16 protein-coding genes are annotated in these 21,553 nt (G+C 47.1%); 6 read left to right on the forward strand and 10 right to left on the reverse strand.

The genetic code is table 11. The features are described 5' to 3' along the window. Window positions 1–28: 28 nt before the first annotated feature. The 4 genes from AC0YNT_RS17395 to AC0YNT_RS17410 all read right to left on the reverse strand — a co-directional run bounded on the left by AC0YNT_RS17395 (window position 29) and on the right by AC0YNT_RS17410 (window position 4,825). On the reverse strand, window positions 29–1,015 hold the full coding sequence (locus tag AC0YNT_RS17395; RefSeq protein ID WP_475806059.1) for an ABC transporter permease: 987 nt from the start codon (window positions 1,013–1,015) through the stop codon (window positions 29–31). Then, the gene (locus AC0YNT_RS17400) at window positions 1,008–1,997 is read right to left on the reverse strand and encodes an ABC transporter ATP-binding protein (RefSeq protein WP_475805782.1); all 990 of its coding nucleotides are present in this window, start codon (window positions 1,995–1,997) and stop codon (window positions 1,008–1,010) included. The genes AC0YNT_RS17395 and AC0YNT_RS17400 overlap by 8 nt, the downstream gene beginning before the upstream one ends. Window positions 1,998–2,009: 12 nt before the next feature. Continuing rightward, window positions 2,010–2,837, reverse strand: a complete 828-nt coding sequence (locus AC0YNT_RS17405; RefSeq protein ID WP_475805783.1) for a GDSL-type esterase/lipase family protein — start codon at window positions 2,835–2,837, stop codon at window positions 2,010–2,012. A 485-nt stretch (window positions 2,838–3,322) separates the two neighbouring features. Further along, window positions 3,323–4,825, reverse strand: a complete 1,503-nt coding sequence (locus AC0YNT_RS17410) for a hypothetical protein (RefSeq protein ID WP_475805784.1) — start codon at window positions 4,823–4,825, stop codon at window positions 3,323–3,325. Window positions 4,826–4,944: 119 nt separating this feature from the next. Here AC0YNT_RS17410 and AC0YNT_RS17415 point away from each other — a divergent pair, with 119 nt between their 5' ends. Then, window positions 4,945–5,820 (forward strand): helix-turn-helix domain-containing protein, encoded by an 876-nt coding sequence (locus AC0YNT_RS17415; RefSeq protein WP_475805785.1) that lies wholly within the window; start codon window positions 4,945–4,947, stop codon window positions 5,818–5,820. 167 nt (window positions 5,821–5,987) lie between these two features. Continuing rightward, entirely contained in the window at window positions 5,988–7,391 is a 1,404-nt protein-coding gene (locus AC0YNT_RS17420) for a vWA domain-containing protein (protein ID WP_475806060.1), read from the forward strand. 155 nt (window positions 7,392–7,546) lie between these two features. On the opposite strand, the gene AC0YNT_RS17425 is transcribed toward AC0YNT_RS17420, so the two are convergent. The 6 genes from AC0YNT_RS17425 to AC0YNT_RS17450 all read right to left on the reverse strand — a co-directional run bounded on the left by AC0YNT_RS17425 (window position 7,547) and on the right by AC0YNT_RS17450 (window position 18,064). Further along, the gene (locus AC0YNT_RS17425) at window positions 7,547–10,372 is read right to left on the reverse strand and encodes a GxGYxYP domain-containing protein (RefSeq protein WP_475805786.1); all 2,826 of its coding nucleotides are present in this window, start codon (window positions 10,370–10,372) and stop codon (window positions 7,547–7,549) included. 488 nt (window positions 10,373–10,860) lie between these two features. Continuing rightward, entirely contained in the window at window positions 10,861–11,577 is a 717-nt protein-coding gene (locus AC0YNT_RS17430; protein ID WP_475805787.1) for a 3-ketoacyl-ACP reductase, read from the reverse strand. Window positions 11,578–11,695: 118 nt separating this feature from the next. Then, entirely contained in the window at window positions 11,696–12,241 is a 546-nt protein-coding gene (locus tag AC0YNT_RS17435) for a HupE/UreJ family protein (protein ID WP_475805788.1), read from the reverse strand. A gap of 1 nt (window position 12,242) precedes the next feature. After that, window positions 12,243–13,526 carry a tetratricopeptide repeat protein gene (locus tag AC0YNT_RS17440; RefSeq protein WP_475805789.1) on the reverse strand — a complete coding sequence of 428 codons (1,284 nt, stop codon included), beginning with the start codon at window positions 13,524–13,526 and terminating at the stop codon, window positions 12,243–12,245. A 20-nt stretch (window positions 13,527–13,546) separates the two neighbouring features. Further along, window positions 13,547–14,698, reverse strand: a complete 1,152-nt coding sequence (locus AC0YNT_RS17445; RefSeq protein WP_475805790.1) for a HupE/UreJ family protein — start codon at window positions 14,696–14,698, stop codon at window positions 13,547–13,549. A gap of 258 nt (window positions 14,699–14,956) precedes the next feature. Continuing rightward, complete coding sequence (locus tag AC0YNT_RS17450) at window positions 14,957–18,064, reverse strand: S-layer homology domain-containing protein (protein WP_475805791.1); 3,108 nt, start codon at window positions 18,062–18,064, stop codon at window positions 14,957–14,959. Between the two features lie 389 nt (window positions 18,065–18,453). On the opposite strand from AC0YNT_RS17450, the gene AC0YNT_RS17455 reads away from it, so the two are divergent. Genes AC0YNT_RS17455 through AC0YNT_RS17470 form a run of 4 tightly spaced genes read left to right on the forward strand, consistent with a single transcriptional unit; the run spans window position 18,454 to window position 21,258 of the window. Next, window positions 18,454–19,017, forward strand: coding sequence for a hypothetical protein (locus AC0YNT_RS17455; protein ID WP_475805792.1), 564 nt, complete (start codon window positions 18,454–18,456; stop codon window positions 19,015–19,017). A gap of 36 nt (window positions 19,018–19,053) precedes the next feature. Beyond that, a complete protein-coding gene (locus tag AC0YNT_RS17460; protein WP_475805793.1) occupies window positions 19,054–19,446 on the forward strand; it encodes a hypothetical protein in 393 nt (130 codons plus the stop codon). 4 nt (window positions 19,447–19,450) lie between these two features. Beyond that, window positions 19,451–20,875: a hypothetical protein gene (locus tag AC0YNT_RS17465; protein ID WP_475805794.1), complete on the forward strand. Its 1,425-nt coding sequence runs from the start codon at window positions 19,451–19,453 to the stop codon at window positions 20,873–20,875. Continuing rightward, window positions 20,875–21,258, forward strand: a complete 384-nt coding sequence (locus AC0YNT_RS17470; protein WP_475805795.1) for a hypothetical protein — start codon at window positions 20,875–20,877, stop codon at window positions 21,256–21,258. Before AC0YNT_RS17465 ends, AC0YNT_RS17470 begins: the two co-directional genes overlap by 1 nt. Window positions 21,259–21,553: the final 295 nt, after the last annotated feature.

The following is a 21,553-nucleotide window of genomic DNA, read 5'->3' on the forward strand; positions in this document are numbered from 1 at the left end:
TCGGCTACTTGATGTTTTTTAAGCTATATTAATTCAAGATATCCTGTCTCGTAAAGACGGAGAAAGAAACGACCAGGGATATAATCCCCCAGCAGGCCAAAATGACTAGCGAGAAACCGAGCGACATGCCCGTGATCGGCGGCGGCGATCCTGCCAAATAATCAGTCAGCTGCAGATTGACGGAGAAGATGAACTTCGCACTGTGCCAAGAAGAGGCCATGCTCGATAAGATCGTTCCGGAAATGACAGCCGCCATCATCGTCACGATGCTCGCGGCCGTGCTGCGCACGAGCACGGACACCATCAGCGCGAGCAAGGCCACCGTCATGGCCGATACCCAGATCAGCCCGGCTTCCATCAGCAGATAGTGCCATTGCGGAATCGCGTGTACGAGACCGCTTTCGACCAAAGAACCCTTGATGAAAAAACCTGTAAATACGGGCATTTCCCACCCATTGTAACCCAATACCGCGCCTGATATAAAATAACAGAGAACGGCGCTGACCACTACAGTCAATGACACGTAGAGGCTTAGCGCCACGAGTTTGCTGAACAGGATCTTCCATCGACGCACGGGCCGCGTCAGCAGCATCTTAATCGTGCCAGACGTGCGTTCGCCCGATACAAGGTCGGAAGCGAGGGCAAGAACGAGTAGCGGAAAGAACAGCGTGACCGCGTTCGATAGGAAGATTCGAGTGAAAGTGACGCCGTCCGGAGAGTTCGGATTGACATCGTGATCCAGGTAATACTGAAGCTGCTGCACAGCGATCCGGCGCGAACGCTTCCATTCGTCCGGGATCCTGTCGCTCGAGAGCGTGTTTTGGTATTCGCTGATTTGCTGCACGAGCTGATTGCGCCAATCCTTGAAATTCTTCTTGTTCGTCTCGGTGATGCGAAGCTGCGCGTACGTAAAGATCGGAATGAAGATCAGCAGCACGAGCACGATGACGAAAAACCGCTTCTTCTTCCAGATCTTGAGCGTCTCGTTTTGTATGAGCGGGAGCAGTCTATTCAATGCTTTCACCCTCAGTCATCCGTAAAAATAACTGTTCCAGCGTGGGCGCGATGCTGTGCACCGACACGATGCCGATGCCGGCGCGCACCGCCTTCTCGACAAGAGCCGAGATCCGATCCGGGTTCATCGCCGTGATGAGCGCCTCCCTCATCCCAGCGAGCAAGCTCTCGTCGATCCGGTGCTCGTGCTCCAGCACGAGTTCGACGTCGCCCTCGCCTGCGAGCAAGCGACGCCCCGCCTCCGGCTGCTCGAATTGCCAGACAACGTAATTGTCCGCGCCATGGATCAGCTCGTCCACCGTACCGACGGCCAGCACCTTGCCGCGACTAATGATCGCGACGCGGTCGCACATCATCTGGATCTCGCTCAGCAGGTGGCTCGAGATGAACAAACTCATACCCTGATTCGCCAGCATGCGGACGAATTCCCGCAGTTCCTTGATGCCTTTCGGATCGAGCCCGTTCGTAGGTTCGTCCAGGATGAGCAGCTTCGGCCGGCCGAGCAGTGCCTGCGCGATGCCGAGCCGCTGACGCATGCCGAGCGAATAAGTTCTTACCTTATCGTGGATGCGCGCGTCGAGGCCAACGATGGCTGCGACTTCGCGAATGCGTGCATTATCGATGCCGCGCTGCATGCGCGCGAAATGCTCGAGATTTTCCCAGCCCGTTAGGTAGGAATAGGCTTCAGGATTTTCGACGATGCACCCGACGTGACGCAGCGCGGCTTCGGGATGGCGGCCGATGTCTTCGCCGCAGATCAGAATCTCGCCCGAAGACGGCTTAATCAGATCGACGAGCATACGAATCGTTGTCGTTTTTCCGGCGCCGTTCGGACCGAGAAACCCGAAGATTTCGCCGGCGCGGACCTCGAACGTGATGTCGTTGATGATCGTCTTGCCGCTGATTTGCTTCCTGATATTGCGCACGAACAGCACGACGTCCTGTTGGGCTGACTGCCCTGCCTCCTGTCTTTCGTATTGCATGCGCGTTCCCTCCTATTCCAAAGACTGCACGATACGGGCGGCGATTTGTGCGTACCCGTCGTGATTGGGATGAAAATGATCCGACGACAGGTACCGTCCGATCGCGTTCTCGAACAGATCGAACGTCGGGACCATCGTCATGTTGGGGTATTGGTGAAGCAGCTCGTACGCCCGTTCGTTCCACTGCTGGATCTGAAGCGAGCCGCTTCGATATTCCGGGATATCGTAGAACGGATTGTACAAGCCGACGTACACGACCTGCACATTGGGATTGATCGCATGCAGCCGCTTCAAGACATGCGCCAGCCGTTTTAGACCCTGTGGCAGCTCGGCCTTCAGCTTATTCAGGTTTAATTCGCCCGCTACCTTGACCGGACTCGTGCCCGAGGCGATCTGGAACAGATCATTTCCGCCGATGGTACAGACGATTACATTCGCCTGCCTGAGCGCGAAGCTGTAGCCCTTATCGGTTTCCAGCAGTTGCTCCAGCCGATCGGCTTTCAAGCCGTTGACGGCCAAATTGTTATTGAGCCGGACGGACGTGTCCGGATATTTCTGCTTCAGCAGCGCGACGACCTGCTTGACGTAACCCTCGCCAGACGCGTCGCCGGTTCCTTTCGTCAGCGAGTCGCCGATGGCCGTGATCGCAATGTCCTTGCCTTCACTCAGCTTTCCTCCCGCCGGCAGCGCCGGCACGTTCGCTCTCCCCGCGAACGCCTCGCCTTTCGGATAAAGCATGTCCTTGACTGCGAATCCAAACCCCGCGAGCAGCAGCAGGGTCGACAAAACGGCGAAAATGCCGATGATTTTCCATAAGTTTTCAGAGGATAACGGTCTCATCTGGGTGGTCTCTCCTCGATTGTTTGAAATCAATGGCTTTCACAAATGCTTAGTCTTTTTAAAGTAATGCTTTCTAAGTTAATTTGCAAATTTCACCCATCTATAGAAACGATAGGTATCGTCAACCGGCGAATAAAAATCCCCGTGAACGCCAGCGGCCGATCACCCGGGAATTCCGGGATACGGCCGAATCATGAATGCTCGTATAAAATCAAATGGTTAAAGGAAAGCTTGTTTTGTTATTTTTCTTTTCAATTAATGCTAGTAGCCTCTATTGTCATACATCTTCATAAAAAATAGAGCTCGGACAAAAAATGTCCAACGCTCTATATGTTCAAACTCTTCGATCTGAATTGCCAAACAATAAGATAACATCATTCCTTTAACCTTATCTTAGTCCACTAATCACCTTTCATTTACTATTAAGTCGCTGTTCAGTTATTTATTGCAAGTAATGTAAGGAAATGTTGATCTTCATAGAAGAATTATAAAGTAACATGCACCATCTCCATCAGTTCTCCTACCTTCTGAAACAGTGATGCATTATGCCCAATGGACATTGCACAATGATGCGTCGGAGCTTCGGCAAACCATTTACTCATGTATTCATCCGGATGCTGATTAAATTTGACTGGAGTCTGTGTATTTCCGATCCGCATAATTGGGCCATTCGTGGATTGGCCTTCGCTAATAATCAACTTTAGTCTCCCATCCCCAGTCTGTGTCAGGTTGAGAGCTGTAATTGGTCCAGTCCTAACCTTGGCTTCCACAGAAACACCTGTCCCTTGTTTACCATGGTACAGTCCCATTCCTCGCAATATTGGTTTTCCATCCGAGATCGCCACATGGAAAGGTCCATCATGACCAAGAAGGATCGTCTCATCAACATAATCTACAACTACGATTTCTGAGAAGCTGCCGCCAGTGCCCAGAATATCACATATTTTCATTGCAATATTCGTCTTGAGATCCCCTTCTCCAGCACACGGTATACCTTTAGCCGTTAAGAGGGAGTGACCAACGATAAAGCCTCCTTGCAGCTTCTCATACTCACCACCAGGTGCACCATGATAATAATAAGTGACTGCATCAAGATCATACTCTAGAACCAGTTTCTCCTGTGCTGCGGCTACTTTACATGACCATTCCAGCTGCTCTTTCGTCGGACGTTTTGCAATTGGATCGCTCGGTGAATCGCCGCTAATTTGAAACATATGATGGACTTCTTCTAATTTGGTCTTCACTTCCTCAGCTGTCACCGACCGTAACATCCTATCCAGATCACACATCTCCAATACTTCGAGATGAAGCCCCGTTTGAGCTTGAACCATGGTAAAGTCACTATACATATCCAACATGCCGCTGTACGTGTTGCCTAAGAAACCGAACCTGCCATGCTGCAGCGTACGCGGTACGGCTGCTGCACGAACCCACTCTTCAATTTCCTTCCAGGCACGCTGCGCTTCCTTACTTTCATTTGTCGTTTCGTTTGTCATTGAAATGGCTGGGGTATAATCGAGTCCGAGTAGACCATTGACCACACGAAAAGGAATAGACGCTCGGTTAAAAGCATTCGCAAACTCAGGAACCGGACATGCTCCACAATGAGCTAACCATTCTCCAGTCGTAGACTTCTCATAGTTAATTCGTTCCGTAGGCTGCAAATTCAAGAAGATGACAGGTGCTTTATTGATCTGGTGAACAGGCAGCACGGTCGAGCTAGTCGAATAGGTTGCGGCGTGACAAAAAACAAGATCCACCTGACGTTCGTTCAACCATTCGCCAGCCCGACGTCCTTCACCCTCTGAATCAACCAATCCAAAGTTGTATACCTCTCCCCAGGCTGACATCCGATTCTCTATAAATTGTCCGTATTCGATTAAACGTTCGCGAAGCCCAGGAAACTGATCCCAGTAGGCGCGAAGCCCTGTTGAATAAAGACCAATTCGTGGTTTCTTCGCCGATTTCAATGCCGGATATAAAGACATGTTTACCCCTCCCGTTACCTATGCAATAATAGAATATATTTGTATAGTAAGGGCTTTCAAACAATTATTCATCCAATAATGTTGGTTAATTATCATAGAATATTGGGAGGTTATTCAGCATGGGAATATATCAAGAAAGAGCTTCTTATGCATGGACAGAAGATTCTATTCGAATCATTAATACCCCATCGGATTTTGCAAAATCCTCTCTCTTCTATATACAGGAAGTTGGCCATTTCTTTACTCAATCCTCTTATTTCACCGAACGAGAGCATTTGGATTCTTTTCTAATCGTGTATACCCTATCAGGAAAGGGCACTCTCCATTATGCCTCCAAAACGTATACTCTTCTACCTGGACAACTTTTCTTCATCGACTGCAAGGTTTATCAATATTACGCCACTGAAATGGAGCAGAGTTGGGAGATATTGTGGGCTCACCTGAATGGTGTTTCTGTACGTGCTTATTATGAACAGTTTGCCGATCGGGCGAACCCTATTCATATTTGCTCTGAAGATTCCACTATCCCATCAATCATCCATGAATTGATTCAACTTCACCGTGTTAAAAGTGTCCGAAACGAAATTTGGGCTTCACAACGAATAGTTGAGCTATTAACCGAGTTGGTCCTATCTGATTCTGTATTCGAATCGGAAGATAAGGATATCCCCTTATACATTACGGAGATTCTCCAGCTCATTGAAAATCGTTACTTCGAGAAAATAACATTGGATGCGTTATCCAAACAATTCGCTGTCAACAAATATCATCTGATTAAAGTATTTAAGAAATATACAGGCTTCTCTCCTGGTGATTTCATGATTAATACACGTATAACCAAAGCAAAGGAACTGCTCAAATACTCCGATCATACGATTTTGGAAATCTCGCATCTGGTCGGTATTGATAACGTCAGCCATTTCATCAATTTGTTTAAAGATCGAACTGGACTTACTCCGCTTTCGTTTCGCAAAAGTTGGCAAGCGCCAAAATGATAGGCTTATGCATTAAAGTAATCTGTCCATTAGCTACCCCATCTTTGTGTTTCCCTATTCTTAATATTTGCTTAGGATTTTGGTTAATAGTTGCTACTGGAGAAATTAGGAAATATAATCTAACCTGAAGTCTTATTGAGGCTTACAAAAAAATCTCGGAGGTGGAGATGAATCTACGGTCGATCTTAACAGTTGTTGCCTTAATCGTTTTCCTTGCTGGCTGCAGCAATGAACCGGCAAAGAATATCCCGATAAACCAAAGTTCATCAAATTCAAATCAAAATAATGCAGCTTCAGCAACACTCTCCCCAACAAATGCAGATCAAGATGGACCCAACTCAGACACCCTAGCCCCAGCAGATACCGATCAGAACGAACCACAGACGTCCTTAACAGCGGAAGAACAATTAATGAAAGCTCCAGGAAAGTTTGCCGGTGCGAACTACAACGAACAGAACGTCGAGGCGGCTCTGGATCAATTGCCAAGCGATTTGACAGCTGATCAATATGCAGAAGAACTGCTGCTCCTTCTGGCTGAAGACTATCGCCCTTATGTGACCACGTTCATCAATTTTGAAACTGAAATTAGCGTTAATAATGAACGACCAAATGGCAATATGACATTACCCGAAAGCAAAAAGCTGCATATTTCAATCTTGCTTGATGCCAGCGGCAGCATGCAGGCAAAGATCAACGGAATTTCGAAAATGGATTCCGCAAAAGAAGCGATTCAGAGCTTTGCGGAAAAAATGCCTAATAATGCTGAAGTATCTTTGCGGGTTTACGGACAAAAAGGAACGGGAAGTCAGGAAGATAAAGAGGTATCATGCAACAGTACGGAAGAAATTTTCCATGGTCAAGGCGAGCGGGCGGATCAAATCGGCAAGGTTCTTGAACCAATACAACCAGCCGGATGGACGCCGATTGCTAATGCGCTGAAATCCGTCAAACAAGATATTAATCCGGAAACAACTAATTCTCTTGTCTATGTAGTAAGCGATGGAATTGAAACATGCGGGGGCGATCCGGCGCAAATTGCCAAAGAACTCAATCAAGCCAAAGTGAAGACCATCGTGAATATTATTGGTTTTGACGTGGATACCGAAGGCCAGAAACTGCTTAAGCAGGTTGCTGCAGCCGGCGGCGGAGAATTTACTTTCGTCGATAACGACGAATCACTCAAAAATTATCTAGATAAAGCCTATGATAAGTTACGCGGCGAGTGGATCAGATGGAAAGAACAAGGAGAAGGCCAGGCAAACATACAAAAGGAGCAGAAGCAAGGGGAAATCAATGTAGCCCAAGAAACGATGCAAGGTCTAATCGTTACAGAAAATACGAATCTGCTTGCAGCTTTGAGATATCTGGAGACCAAAAATGAAATAAACGTCCCCCATAGCGAGCTCTTACAAATGATTACCGAGCGTAAAAATTTCGCCATGAACTATGCTCGCGACACCGGAAAGCGCCTGTATAATGAAGTTACAAAAAACGGAAATAACGTATATGACGATATTAAGGATGAGGGAGATAAACAAATCGAAGACCTGACAACTAAGAAAACAAAATGAATGCCAGGAAGCATCCGCACTTAGAATTCTAAGTGTGTATGCTTCTTTTTTACTTATATAACGGGTAAGAGCTTGTGTTTACGATTTCCAAGCCCCTGCAAAAAAAAGCAACTACCCACCAGAAAGGTTGAGTAGCTGCTTACATTTTGCTTCATTTAGTTAACCGTTACACTATCCACCGTTAACGTCGCTTTATCTGCATACCATACTCTAAACTCAAGATTCTTGTTTTGATTATGGTCAAAGGACAAGCTGAAATCTTGGTATTGGTTCGCTGACGCGAACTGCTGCCTTGTAATCTTCGCTTGTTTCACAACGGTTTTAGAAGTCGGATCCCAAGCATCAATAACAGCCACTACGTCTTTGTCGGAAGTGTTGTTATCGATCTTCATTCGATAAGTAATTGTATGCTTCCCAATCGAAATATTCGCATCATCAGGGCTGATCAGCATATACCCCGTACCATCAAGCGATGGCGTTGCTTGCCAGCCGTCCCCGCTCGCACGTCCCTGTTCATGTCCTACGACGGAACCTTCGGCCTCATACTTGTCCGCCCTTTTTGTTACCGTCACATTATCAATACTGATTGTTGCTTTATCCAGGTAATTAGCCTTGAATTCCAGGCTGCTTCCGGAAGGATTGTTAATGGCCAAACTGAAGTTCTGATACGTATTGTTTGCCTTGAACTGATTGCGGTACACATCAACCGAAGCAAGGGTCTTCTTAGACACATGATCCCGAACGGAAAGCGTAACAACATTATCATTAGTACCTGTGTTGGAATCAATCTTCATCTTGAAAGTGACTGTATTGCTGCCAGCCGGAATGGTATTGACTAAATTGCCGGACAGCATGTTGCCCGCGTTGTTATCGTTTACGTTTGCCGACCAGTCACTGCCGCTTGCAGCACCTGTTTCATGCGAAAAATCCGTTTCCGCTTCATATTGCTGTACGACTGTAGACGGATCGATAGGCAGTTGATTATTTTCGCGCATTAATTGGAAATAAGTATCCGGTCTGACAAACACGATATCGCTGTTGCTGCTGAAGTTATTGACCGCATTTTCGATCATCTGATAGTTAACATCCCACGGATTAGATTGAATGCTCACAAAACGAGGAGCTGTTCCATCCCAGCCGGCAATCGCGTGATTGATTTCGGAAATAATCGTAGCTTCGGAGTAACAATACGTTGCGCTTAATCCCTGCGTTGGCAGCGAGTTGCCGTAGACTTTAATTGGGCTGCCGGCGTTTTGACCCGTTAAGCCTAATAAAGACGGCGCATATTGCGCAAAGCTTCCACCTACGTTTGGATTAATGCCGCCGGTAATGGTATTCCAGATCGTAGCAACCTTCAAGCCTGCACGATCCATATAATCATTCGATATAGATACGAATTTATCCAGATAGGCTTGATTCGCCCATGCATTCGGATAAGTATAACCAAACCCGGATGGCCCCGCAATAAGCGCGTCATTAGGCGTAGCGGTCTCATACAAATAATTCAATACACCAGGCATCGCATCAAGCATAGCCGGCGACACTGTCCAGCCAAGCGGTACTGTTCCGCGATTAGGCGAGTCCCAAATTTTCTTGAAGCGATGTTCCATATATTGCAGGTTATCGCCATCGCTCAAGATGAGCGAGACATAAATTTTGTTCTTAAGCGGCGGTTTATCCGGCACCGGCTTCACGTTAACCTCTCTTGAAGCACCGCCAAATACCGTCAAATTGGAAGACCAGTCGCTCGCGATCGTAGAAATCCCATATTCGGAAGCGGCTTGAACGCCGATCGCTTCATCCGGCCACCAGCCCATGTATACGCCGTTGCCGGCAGGCATATCGGAGAAGAAGCTTTGCAGCAGGGTTTTCTCTGCCGGGACAGAAGGATTCAGCCAGATGACTGCTGCGCCGGTTGCCGTAGCATAATCGCGAAGAGCGCCTTTAATTCCTGGACTTAATCCAATAATAAGATTATGGGAAAGCGAGGACCAATAATGATCATGCAAATATTGATACACTTCAAGCTTCGTGCTGAAATCCCCGCGCAAATCATCCAGAATCGGCAGATTGTACGGCGCGGAAGTCAGTTTGCTGACCAGACTTGGCGGTGCAACTACAGCACCGGATTGGGCAGCAATTGTTGTAGCCAGGTTGACCGTGTCCTGTAAGGCATCGTCATAAACGACAATCCCGTTAATCTCGCTGGCATATTTGGTAAGCAGCGACCAGTTGTCCGCCACATCCACATGTCCCAATCCCAGGTCATTCAACCATTTATCTTTGCCGTCTTCGTTTCTGACGTTATCATCATACGTGTAGATTCTTGGCTGCGTTTTGTTAACGAGCCCTTTGAGTGTAGTAAATAAAACATTTTCATCCGATTTGCCTTGCTGAATAGAGCCAACAGCGTCTATTTTGGTGTAAGCCCGTCCGTACCAGTAGACTCTGAATTCTAACTCATGACCGGTGGTCGGATTATTGTAATCAAGCGTAAATCGCTCGTAAGAGCCCACCTTCGTCCATTGCTTCCGGGTAATGTCGCGGCTTGCCAATACCTCCCCCGTCGTATTGTCTCGGACATCAACCGTAACAATGAGATCATTGTTAGCCGTATTATTGTCGGTGGTCAGATCAAAATACGCCTGATTTGCTCCTGCTGGGATATCCTTAGCATAAGGCCCGGTCACCATGTACTTATTTGGAGCATCGATCGATGTTTGCGCCAACCAGCCGTTACCTTCTAAACGTCCGGTTTCATGTGCGACCTGTTTTCCTTCGGCATCATAGCGATACTCTGCCACCAAATTCATAACGTCAAGCGTAGAAGCAGGCTCCGAGAATGTAGGCAGGATTTGCTCTGCCGGCCAGCTTACTCCGGCACCGGATGCCTCTGCTTTAGGAAGCCCTGCGAATGGAGAGGAAGCAGCAATTACAACTGCCCCAAGCAAGGCTGCACCTATTTTCTTATTCCATTTCATTTTAAATCTCCTTTTCTCTTATCATTTAAACAAACGCCCACATATCATGCCAAATAAGCCTGAAGATGTAAGCGCTTATTTCATTGAAGATTATATCGTTCATATTATATATATTCAATATATCTAATTTACTAATTTTTCCGTTTCTTTTCGACATGGCAGATTCGTGTTTAAATTTGAAAAGGCGCCGCTATTAGCGCATGTCATTAAGTTAAACAATGACATTGCTATAGCGGCGCCTTTTGTGTTTATTCCCTCTTAGGCTATTTCGATTTCTGGTACCATTCATTAACTTCCTTCGTAATATCTTCACCGGAGACTTTATTCCACTCGACAATGATTTATTGAATTCGTCAATCGGTTTCTACCATAGATTACAACCGTGATCCCTCGTCCAGATAATAATGTAAGTATAAAAAAAATGACCGTGCGTTTTCCTCGCAAGGTCATTTTCAAAATTGCACTTTCTGCTCACTTTTAGAGGACCATTACGGGTTCGTCGACCAAAGTCCGGCATGCTTCAATACAACTCGAGGATGAAGTTTCAACTGCAGGACGATTAAATCCGCCAAGTCTTCCGGCTGCATGACCTTCTCAGGGTTGCCGTCCGTCAGCTTGAGTTCCAATGCCATATCGGTTGCGACCGTGCTCGGAGTCAACGTGGTTACTCGAATGTTTTTCTTACGAACCTCAAGCATTAAGGACTCGCTTAAACCGATAACAGCGGCTTTGGATGCGGTATATGCACTCGTGAGGGGAGCACCTCTTTGACCAGCCGTGGACGCAATATTAATAATATCGCCCGCGTTGCGCTCCATCATTTCCGGCAATACCGCGCGGGTGGTGTAATACACGCCTTTAACGTTGACGTCGATAATATTCGTCCATTCTTCGGGCGTTAACTCCATAAAGCCGCCGAATTTGCTAATTCCGGCATTGTTGACGAGAATGTCAATTGCACCCAGTTCCCCCCGAATGGACTCGACCGCCGCTGTAATGGAAGCAAGATCCGCCACGTCGGCTGTTGAAATGGCTACCTTCACGTCATACGGCTTGAGTTCTTCCGCTACCTTCTGCAAGTTTTCAAGCGAACGTCCCACAAGACCAACGTGAATGCCCTCTTGAGCAAACGCAATGGCTGTTGCGCGCCCGATACCGCGTCCCGCTCCAGTAATTAATGCTACTTTCCCTACTACTGATTGCATAATTTTCCACTCCTTAATCTCGATGATATGTATAGCATGATACAACAATGTTTTAGCACAAACAAGAATCAGACTAGAATCGACCAATATAAACGGCAGCCGAATGGCTGCCGTTTCGCTAAAGTAGTCTTTCAGTTAACCATAAACCACCTAATAAGAAAGCTATCGCTGAACATATATTGACTACTCGAACTGAATATCTCCATTTCTGAATTAAGAGGAGAAGCGGCAACAAGATTGCAAGAATTCCCAGCTGAGCAATCTCAATTCCTAAATTGAAACTGAATATATTAAACGCTAAATAGTTTTTCGCCAAGTGCATCCCTTTTAATAAATCGGCAAATCCCATCCCGTGAATTAACCCGAATACAAAAGTAATCATCCAGCGCTTCTTCACGTTTTTTTTGAAAATATTCTCAATTGCAACATAGCAGATACTAAGGGCAATCGCGGGTTCGACGATAATAGCCGGTACGTTAATAATATCGAGCACTGTTAACGTCAAGGTTAAGCAGTGCGCGACGGTAAATGCGGTAATAACCGCCGCATATTGTTTAATCGTTTGCCTTGCAATTAACAAAGAGAAGATAAATAACAAATGATCATAGCCGGTTAATATATGCTCCATGCCTAGTCTTAAAAATGGAAAGAAAGATGAAATCACCTTATGAACCCTCCTGATGAGCCAATAATTTTTTGGAAAAGACAAAACTGGAGCTAGCATTAATGATCAAAACCGCAATAACAGAACCCCACATTAACCATTTGAATAGCGTTGTCAGCGGATCGGCATAAATTTCTATTAACGCGTTAATGCTTGTCTGCCTTCCGCTGTAAATCGTCAAGTAATAAGCCATGAACGAAGCGGCCGCCATATGCAAGACACTCATGCCAATATAAGCCACTCGGCCTGATTTCACAAAGAACGGGGCAAACAGTCTTGTAACGATCACGAAAAAGACAGCTAAGCCAAACAGCCAACAAAAAAACCGAATGTTCGTGTCCGGTTCTCTCGTGATAATCAAGGTTAACATAGGACCAAACGTAACGAGGGCAAGCAGCTGCAACGGCCTGGTAAGCTGCCTTGCATAGCTGTATAAATGAAAATACCGCCAAAATCGAAAAGAAATCAACGATACAACCACCGTTAGAGCATACAGAAGAGAACTAATAAAGGCATACAGCATGTTCCGCTGCTTAATAATCCCGCTTTTTTTCAACGCATTATTAAAATCTTCACCCGGTCCGTTCAACGCAATTGCCTGATCGACAGCCCGAATGGCCTTGCCGAAACGATGCTGCTTAAGGAGGATGTCAGCATACAACTGAAATGCTGAGGCCTTGTCCTCACTTGACATACTGGACTTGCCGAAGCTGTCCATGTATTTTTCCACATGTTCTTCCGCCTCCTGGTATTCGGCAGTTTCAAAATACTTGTTAGCCAAGTAGAGTTGCATGTCGGGCGCAATCTCTGAATCTCCATGCTGCGAAAGAATGGTCTCTACTTCTTCCAATCTTTCTTGCACGGTCCTATCGTCTTCTTCTAACTGAACGCTTCTAAAACTTCGCAATACCGGCCATTCGGAATGTCTATCCTGTAAATAAGCTATTCTGTCCCGAAAGTCATTTGAAAAGATTCCTTTGGGGAAGTGGTTGAGATACTTCTTATAGAAGATCATCGCCTTTTCGAAATCAAATAAGTAATCGTCGTAGATATGGGTCAACTGCTTGTACACCATTTCATTATTCAGATCCGGTTCCTTAGCTAGCAGCTCTTCCAGCGTCTTTGCCGCCTGCTCGTAATTTTTGGCAGCAAAAAATTGGTTCGCTTTATTGCTGTACTCCCGTGCGATGTCATCGGAGCTGCCTTGAGCCATGCCGGTGCCGGAAAATGTAAGGAAGGCCATGACGGTCATCAGAATTGAAGTAATTAGCACTCTTTTCTTCATGAGGTTCTCTCTTCCTGTTCTTAGAATGGTACAAGCTGCAAATTGAACATCCGGTCGACGAACCAAAGGAATCCAATAATAAAAATGGCTGCGGATGATACAACGGTTATTCTTCGAAGAGAGAATTTTTTCTTCATTACAAATAAAAGCGGGAGCGTGATTAACAGAATCAACAGCTGTCCAAATTCTACGCCTACATTAAATGAAACGACGGATCGAACAAGATTCGATTTGTCCGCGACATATTCCTGAAGAATGCTGGCAAATCCAAATCCATGCACCAACCCGAACATAAAGGTAACCAGCCATCGATAATTGATCTGCTTCATGAATAGGTTTTCCACCGCGATATAACAGATGGATAGAGCAATGACGCTCTCGACAAACCTGGAGTTGAGATTGACGATATGCAAGGCTGCCAGCAGCAAAGTAATGCTGTGCGCCACCGTAAACGCCGTAATAATTTTCAAGGCCTCTTTCGCAGATAGTCCGATCACAATCAAAGCAAGCAAGAATGCGATATGATCATATCCGGTTAAGATATGCTTGATTCCAAGCATGAAATAGGTAGAGATCTCAGACAAAAATGCGGCGGATTTGTCGGAGAATTCCCATACGGTATGGTTGGAATCGAATATATACTGCAAATCCGGCTGGGTCTTATCGAAGACCCCCTGAACCGAATCGTCATCCGCATCGGTATAATAGATATAGCTAATATTCACATGCATACCTTTGGTTTCTTCATTTAATAGATGGTACTTAATTTTTACGTTGTTATCTGTCCAATCAAAATGGACATCATTGATTCTCAGCCAAATAACCCAAAATGTTCCTTCTCTCTTTAAGTGGTCCACCTTTATCGGATATTCTCGGTCATTGATGGAAACAGATAGCTTCTCGTCGATATAAGGTTGAAGAATGTCGTTTGTTATAACGCGAAGCTGGTCATCGTTCAGATTCTCAAGGTCATATCCAAGCTCCTTAATCCCCTTCAATTGTTGGAATATAGCGGGGTCGAGCTCTATCGTGGACAAGATTCGATCCTTGCCAAAGGCCCATTTCGATGCTCCAAGGTACATGTCGTGAGCAAAAACGGGAGCACCTCCGACAAGTAATAAGGCGATTCCCAGGATCAATGCCGCTAGTTTTCTGAATCCTTTAGTAAACATCACGATGCACTCATTTCTTCATTATGTTAGGATGCGGCCCATAACCACTTGCCAATAGGCAAATCAGGCTAAAACCAATATCTTTGTACCTACTTATTAATACTATTAAATATATGTGTGCCGAACGTTAATTTCATATTAAGGTCTCGTAAATTCCTAAGGCAGCAAATTCAAAACATACAATGGCGGCGAAAGGATAGACACCCTAACGCCGCCAATTAGATTAATTATGCTTCTGGTTTAATTTTTCAGGCTGCCTTACTTCTGCAGCAGCAGATAGAGACGATAGATCATTTGCGCGGTTTCCGCCCGTGTTGCCTGACCGGTCGGATTGAGCGCCGAAGCGTTGCCCTGTACGATGCCCGCTTCCACCATATCGGCAGCCGCATCGAGCGCGTAAGGCGCAATCTTCGACTTGTCCTTGAAGCCGTTAAGCTCTGCCGACGTACCGTTTAATGTCAGCTTGCCGGTCACTTCCATCGCGCGGCTCATGAGAACCATCATATCCTGACGCGAGATGTATTCGCGCGGATTGAACTCGTTGTCTCCTGTTCCGTTCGCGATGCCGAGTGCCTTAACGACACCAAGCGCATGATAATAATAGTCGCTCGATTTCACGTCACTGAAGTTGGACGTCACGTCAGCCTTCAAGTCCAGCATGCGAACGAGCATTTCCATGAAGTCGGCTCGCGTAATTTGCTTGCCGGGAGCGAAGGTTGTGGACGTCGTGCCGTTAATAATGCCTTTATCGGCAAGCACTGCAATTGCGTCTTTCGCCCAATCGTAATGCGAGTCGACGTCTTTGAACGGGTTAGCCGGAATGACAGGAGTTCCGCTGCCGCCGTCTGGAGTTCCGCTGCCGCCGTCTGGAGTTCCACTGCCGCCGCCCGGAGTTCCGCTGCCGCCGCCCGGAGTTCCGCTGCCGCCGCCCGGAGTTCCGCTGCCGCCGCCTGGAGTTCCGCTGCCGCCGCCCGGAGTTCCGCCGCCGTCGCCCGTTCCCTCTGTTGTATAAACAACATAGAGATGTGCGACTTGATCCGCGTTGCTGCCTGCGCCTTCAAAAGACTCAGCGGTTCTTGTACCTTTACCGGTGAGAAGGAATGTCATGGCATTCCCTTCCTTCCAGTCATCCATATTTACGATTTGCTGAACCAAGGATGCCAGGTTAGGAGTTTGTTGATTTGGACCGGATTCATGCTCCACTGTCCACTGCGGGATATCCTTCCAGCTTACAAAATTGTCCGACTTCACACGCGATGAAATATTGCCAGGTTTATCCGAAAGCGAATTGGCAACTGCCTCCGCATAAATGTTCACGTCAAACGGATCGCTGTTTTTACCTGGCTCGTCAACGGAAAACTGAACATAGGCATCAGCAATCTTTGCCCCTTTAGGAAGATTCAGGCCGGCAAACCGAAGTCCGATCTGTTGCACGCTGTCTTCCACTACAATTTCCAAGTCGGAACTATCCATATCGAGCGTACCGTCTGCACGTTCTTCCATATCGTCATATGGGCTTTTGATTGACGATACGAGCAAATGGGAATCTCCATTCGGCAACGAACCGACAAGGATGGATACCTTATTACTATTAACGGTTTTTCCTTGCACGGTTACTTCCGCCTCAATCGATACGGACATAGCGCGAAGAGGTTTATTTTTCACCGTAACAATGCCGTCAGCAGAGATAGCTACGATATCATCGGCGCTGGAAGTGTATTTGACCTCGGCCGAAGAAAGATCCATGGCCGCTCCCAAATTGTCCTTCGCCGTTAAGCTCAGCTTAGCGGAAGAATTCGCGTCGCCAGTCAACGTATCATGATCCGATGCTAGCGTTACTTCAGCCAGCCCGTCCGGATTTTTGACATTGATCGTTACCGTATTGGATTTCACAATCTCGCCTGCGTTATAGATCTCAGCCCAAACCTGAACCGATTCATTAAACACAGGTTTCTTCTTAACGGTCACTGTTCCGTCTGAAGTAATGGAAACCAAATCCGGTTTATCCGTTTTGTAGCTCAGATTGGCATTTGACAGATCCACATTGGCATCATGGCTGTCAACAGCCGTCAGACCAAGCTTAACGCTGCTGTCCGAAACGTCCGTTTGCAGCGTATCTTTATCCGCGGTAAGCGTTGCCTTGGCAATATCCAGAGCTGCCTGCGGTGTGTTGTGAACCGTGATCGTCTCGATTTCCGTACCGTCAATCCGCTTGGAAGTCACTTTCATGGTATCCCCTTGAACATCGAACAAAGTCAAGAAGTACGACTTATCGGCCTTGACGATATTCGGCCAGCTTGGGTCTACATCGTACGATGGAGCGCCGCCGCCGCCGGAAGTAAGGTACTCGATCCCGTCAACCTCAGCGCGGGCATAGTTATGATTGTGTCCGTTAAGATACAACGGCACCCCGAACTTCTTCAAGATAGGGTGAATGTATTTTTGAACATCAGTATTGTTCTCGTGCGTACCGGCACCCCAGGCAGGCTGATGGCCCATTACGATTTTCCATGGCTTGTCCGTAGTGGCAAGATCGTTTTCCAGCCAGTTATACTGCGCCGAGCCTTCCTTAAAGTCCGCATATTCGTCGATTACCGAAACATGGACCGGACCATAATCGAAGGACCAATAGAAATCATTCACGTACGGATATGGGTAGTACTTCTCATAAATGGAACCAACGCCCTCATGATTACCCCTTGCCGCCATCATTGGCACCTCTGTTTGAAGAGCGTGCATTTGCGGATAGGCAGATTCAGGCACGAAATATTGAGCGGTCCAGTTGCTTTCGGAGTCGCTTGAAGCAATATCCCCGCTGTTCAAGAGAATGGATTGGTAGGCTGGGTCTTCGGCATACGCCTTCCGAGCCAGGTCGGCTACCTGATCCTGAAAAGCCGGTTGGGTACGGCTGTCGCCGTAAGAGAGAAACTTCACGGAAGTAGCGTCATCCGCGGGAGCGGCGACGAATGAGCCAGCTTGACCTTCCACCTCATAGTAATACTTCGTACCAGGCTGCAGCCCGGTGATGGTGTACTTGTGCTGGTTGTCCGTACCATAGGTTTCGACGGACTGTTCCCCTAATGAATAAGAGGTATCCGTCCCCCACTTGATCGTATTCGATTGATTATCGCTTGTCTGCCACATGACGCTCATCGAGCTGTTCTGTCCTTCAAACAGCAAATAAGGTCCCTTGATAATCGTGCTGTCAGCCGACACGTTGTAAGCACCTATAGTAAACACAACCGTACATACAAATAGAGCCAATGTTAAACCTTTCCACTTGGCTTTTAAATTAACCTTCACTTTGTCATCCCCTTCTCTGTCATTAGCAGTCAGAACGATGGAACCCTGCTCGGTTTCTTCCATGCTCAATCCAAAACCAATATTATCTTCCTCCTTACCCCGCTGACTTCCGACACACCACCAAATCTGTTGTTATGCTCACTCTCCTGTGTAACACGAAAGGATTGCGGAATTCACAGATAATCCTGTTGTCCAACTGCCAAAATCATTATACTAGTAAAGCATTATTTTTGAAGTTAAGAGAATGTAAATTTTTAAGAAACCCAATTTTAACCATTAATCTCATCGAGCCTGCATTAAAAACATAGCAATGACAAAAAAAACGCTACATATAATACTCCGATCCATGACTCTACATTTACAATTTCACAATATAGCATTAACATTCCTCTGATAAAACTTTTCTACAATAATCGACATCATCATCCCAATATGAAAGAGTTGAACAACCGATGAAATCCATGTTCACTGCAAGAGATTTGGCGGTTACGCAAGCGAGCGTAGCCGCGCTGCTTTTTTTATCGATCCCTTTGTTTAATATTATCGGGCTCAGCAACCACAAGCTCGAGGCCGTCCTGCACGGACTAGGCGCAACCGTCACCGTGATCATGAGCTGCCAAGCGCTTCACTTGACCTACCCCATGCTGCGGGGCAAGAAAGGGGCCGCGGCCAATCTGGAATGGGTGCTCTGGCTCACTAGCCTATTGGTTCTGGTAACCATCGCGCTTGGCAATTGGCTTTATATTCCTTACCGCGGACCGGACGGTCCCCAGCAGTGGCTGATGTACCATAGCCCCGAGGTGCATTTAATCGTGATGGAATACAAGGAATTCGTGTCGTTGTACCCGCTTCCCTTGGGAATCGCGGCGGCCTTTTTATTGCGCCGGTTCCGGCATAATCTAGAGGCAGGCTCGACGCTATCCGGAATCATTGCTTTGCTGGTCACGCTATTCTGGATATGTTTATTAATCGGATTTGCGTGCGGAATCGGCATGACCAAACTGAAAATGGTGTGATTTCAATATAGTCGTTAGGCGATAGGAGAGAAAAATGTGAAAGAATCAAAACAACGAAAAACAGGCGAAGTCGCCGCCATTCTGATGTCCGTATGGCTTGGCATCGTGGCGACAACGGTCACTCATTTATGGAGCTATTACAATCCGCTGCAGGCTAATCCTATTTTGCTGAAGATGGGTTCCTGGATCCCCTCTTGGTGGGCCATCGGTCCCTACACCGGAAAAGAAACGGCGGGGCTCGTCGTTTGGCTATGCACTTGGGCGATACTCCATTGGACGCTCGGACGGAAAGAGGTCAATCTGAAGCCTTGGACACTCGGATTTGTGATTGCCTTTATTGCCAATATGATCATTCTTTGGCCAACCGTTTACCACGCTATCATGTGGTGGCCCGCCCTGCCGAACACATTACCTGGAGGAGAGGGTTAGGCTTATGGCGTCCTTATATAAATTCAAGCTTTCATTATCGATTCTCGTGCTGATTGGGGTTCTGTTTTGCTCGTTCTATTGGACAAGGGTACCCATGGAGGGCTCCAAGTCAAGCGCCGCGGCCGCGGCATCGTTTCGGTTTGGCTATTTCAGCCAGCAGGAAGGAGAAATCGGGGATTGGGTTAAGCAATTCCGGGACGTTTCGTATTTTGCCGCATCCAACCAATTGCTGCAGCAGCATCCGGAAGAGCAGTCGTTCCGGCTTTACCCGATCTATGACGGTTCCGCAACGGAAAAGAGCTTTAACCAGTCTTACCCTCATGTACCCACCGAATCTCTTTCGGGCTATGGGAAATCGGTCTACTCGATTACGCAAGGAACCGCAAGACTCTTCTTCCTCAATGCCGATCGGCTGCAAGCTGCCGGAGACGGACAATTGGAATGGATCCGCAAGACGATTAATGGAAATAAGCAAACGTTTGCCCTCGCTTGGCTAAGCGAAGATCCGAAGCTTCCCGAGGTTTGGACCGCGCTCAGACAAGCCGGAATAAGCGCGGTATTCATCCGCAATTCCGTGTACGTGCTTGATTTGGGGGTTTCACAAGAGCCGTCCAAATATCAATCTACCGGATATGAGCACTGGAAAATATGGGACTTGTCCGAGCTTGATGAAAAGCCATTAATTACTGTACTGGAGGCGCACGGTAACGCGCTGACCATGATGGCCGAAAAGGAACCAGGGAAGGTCCTGGATCAATTGGAGCTTAATGCGGATAACCTTGCTTCGTGGGACTTGACCACATTGCGGGAAAAACAAGACATCTCCCTCGTGGGCATTCAATCCTTATGGCATTATCATCTGGGTGACGATTCTATTCAATCGACCATTCCGGAAGGGGTGGACCCGGTGGGAGAAGGTCCGATTATCGAAACCTCCCACACGGAGCCGGTTCCCCTGCCGTCATCCGATTGGCGCAGTCCGGAATACGATGATTCCGGCTGGAAGACCGGCAGATCTCCTTTGGGGTATACGTCCAGCAAAGAGCTGCAGAGTTATATTCAGACCAAATTGGAGTCCGGCTCGTCTCCAACCTATTATTTCCGCAGGACGTTTGACTTGAATGGCGATCCGAAGAAGTTGTCCGGTTTATTTTTGCATATCGCCTACGAGGACGGTTACGTTGTTTATTTGAACGGCCAGGAAGTCTCGAGAGACGCCATTATATCGGGGGTTTTAACCGACTCCTCGCTCGCGTTCCCGAACGAATTCACCTCCTATCGAAGAGTCGATCTAAAGGCCCATTTGAACAAGCTTGTCGAGGGAACGAATGTCATTGCCGTTGAAGTGCACCGCGGCCACCCCGGAGCGCCTAATTTATTGTTTGACCTCGGCCTGTCTGTCGAATCCAATGGGGAGGTGTCCAGATAATGCGGACCGTTCTGTACAGTTCTATCAGAAAGTCAACAAAGAGTAACGTTGCATTATGCTTGGCAATTGTTTCTCTTGTCTTGTTAATGACCGGATGCGTCTCCGCTCCAAAAAGCTCGATCCCGATTGCCGACATCGGTCTTACGAATAACAATCTGCTTATCCAAAACGAAACCGGATTCGTATGGTATAACGCGAAAATTACGATTGACCACAAATACACCTATGTAGCGGCCATGATGACTTCCGGCAAATCCAGCGTGCCGCTTTCAAAATTCATTGACGATCAAGGCAATAGCTACAAGCGCGGACGGTGGAGCATGCGCAATCTGACGATTGACGTTACCGACACGTTAGGCGTTAAAAGACATCTTAGTTGGTAAAATTAGAATATTTATAGATCCGGAGCCGCTTGGGGGCTACCGCAGCATGTATGAATCTTCCTCGGCACACCGGATGAGAATAATATATTGCTTCAAGCGCTCCGATTGATCCTGCCGTGAAACGATTACGAATAGACAGAAACAGCCCAGACAGCTTGTCTGGGCTGTTTCCTTATTGGTTTATGCTAGCTTTCATTAAGGTCCGCATTAACAGTACACTTTCATTCCATAATTGAATAGAATCTTCATGAAATAAAAGCAGGCATCCAAGCTGCATGGGGGATTGGCCCCTCCC

The sequence above is a fragment of the Paenibacillus sp. J22R56 genome, assembly GCF_056269375.1.

Excerpts from the sequence above, each read along its gene's own strand:
- AC0YNT_RS17400 (WP_475805782.1), bottom strand. The coding sequence starts at position 1,997 with ATGCAATACGAAAGACAGGAGGCAGGGCAGTCAGCCCAACAGGACGTC.
- AC0YNT_RS17405 (WP_475805783.1), bottom strand. The coding sequence starts at position 2,837 with ATGAGACCGTTATCCTCTGAAAACTTATGGAAAATCATCGGCATTTTC.
- AC0YNT_RS17410 (WP_475805784.1), bottom strand. The coding sequence starts at position 4,825 with ATGTCTTTATATCCGGCATTGAAATCGGCGAAGAAACCACGAATTGGT.
- AC0YNT_RS17415 (WP_475805785.1), top strand. The coding sequence starts at position 4,945 with ATGGGAATATATCAAGAAAGAGCTTCTTATGCATGGACAGAAGATTCT.
- AC0YNT_RS17420 (WP_475806060.1), top strand. The coding sequence starts at position 5,988 with ATGAATCTACGGTCGATCTTAACAGTTGTTGCCTTAATCGTTTTCCTT.
- AC0YNT_RS17425 (WP_475805786.1), bottom strand. The coding sequence starts at position 10,372 with ATGAAATGGAATAAGAAAATAGGTGCAGCCTTGCTTGGGGCAGTTGTA.
- AC0YNT_RS17430 (WP_475805787.1), bottom strand. The coding sequence starts at position 11,577 with ATGCAATCAGTAGTAGGGAAAGTAGCATTAATTACTGGAGCGGGACGC.
- AC0YNT_RS17440 (WP_475805789.1), bottom strand. The coding sequence starts at position 13,526 with ATGAAGAAAAGAGTGCTAATTACTTCAATTCTGATGACCGTCATGGCC.
- AC0YNT_RS17445 (WP_475805790.1), bottom strand. The coding sequence starts at position 14,698 with ATGTTTACTAAAGGATTCAGAAAACTAGCGGCATTGATCCTGGGAATC.
- AC0YNT_RS17450 (WP_475805791.1), bottom strand. The coding sequence starts at position 18,064 with ATGGAAGAAACCGAGCAGGGTTCCATCGTTCTGACTGCTAATGACAGA.
- AC0YNT_RS17455 (WP_475805792.1), top strand. The coding sequence starts at position 18,454 with ATGAAATCCATGTTCACTGCAAGAGATTTGGCGGTTACGCAAGCGAGC.
- AC0YNT_RS17465 (WP_475805794.1), top strand. The coding sequence starts at position 19,451 with ATGGCGTCCTTATATAAATTCAAGCTTTCATTATCGATTCTCGTGCTG.
- AC0YNT_RS17470 (WP_475805795.1), top strand. The coding sequence starts at position 20,875 with ATGCGGACCGTTCTGTACAGTTCTATCAGAAAGTCAACAAAGAGTAAC.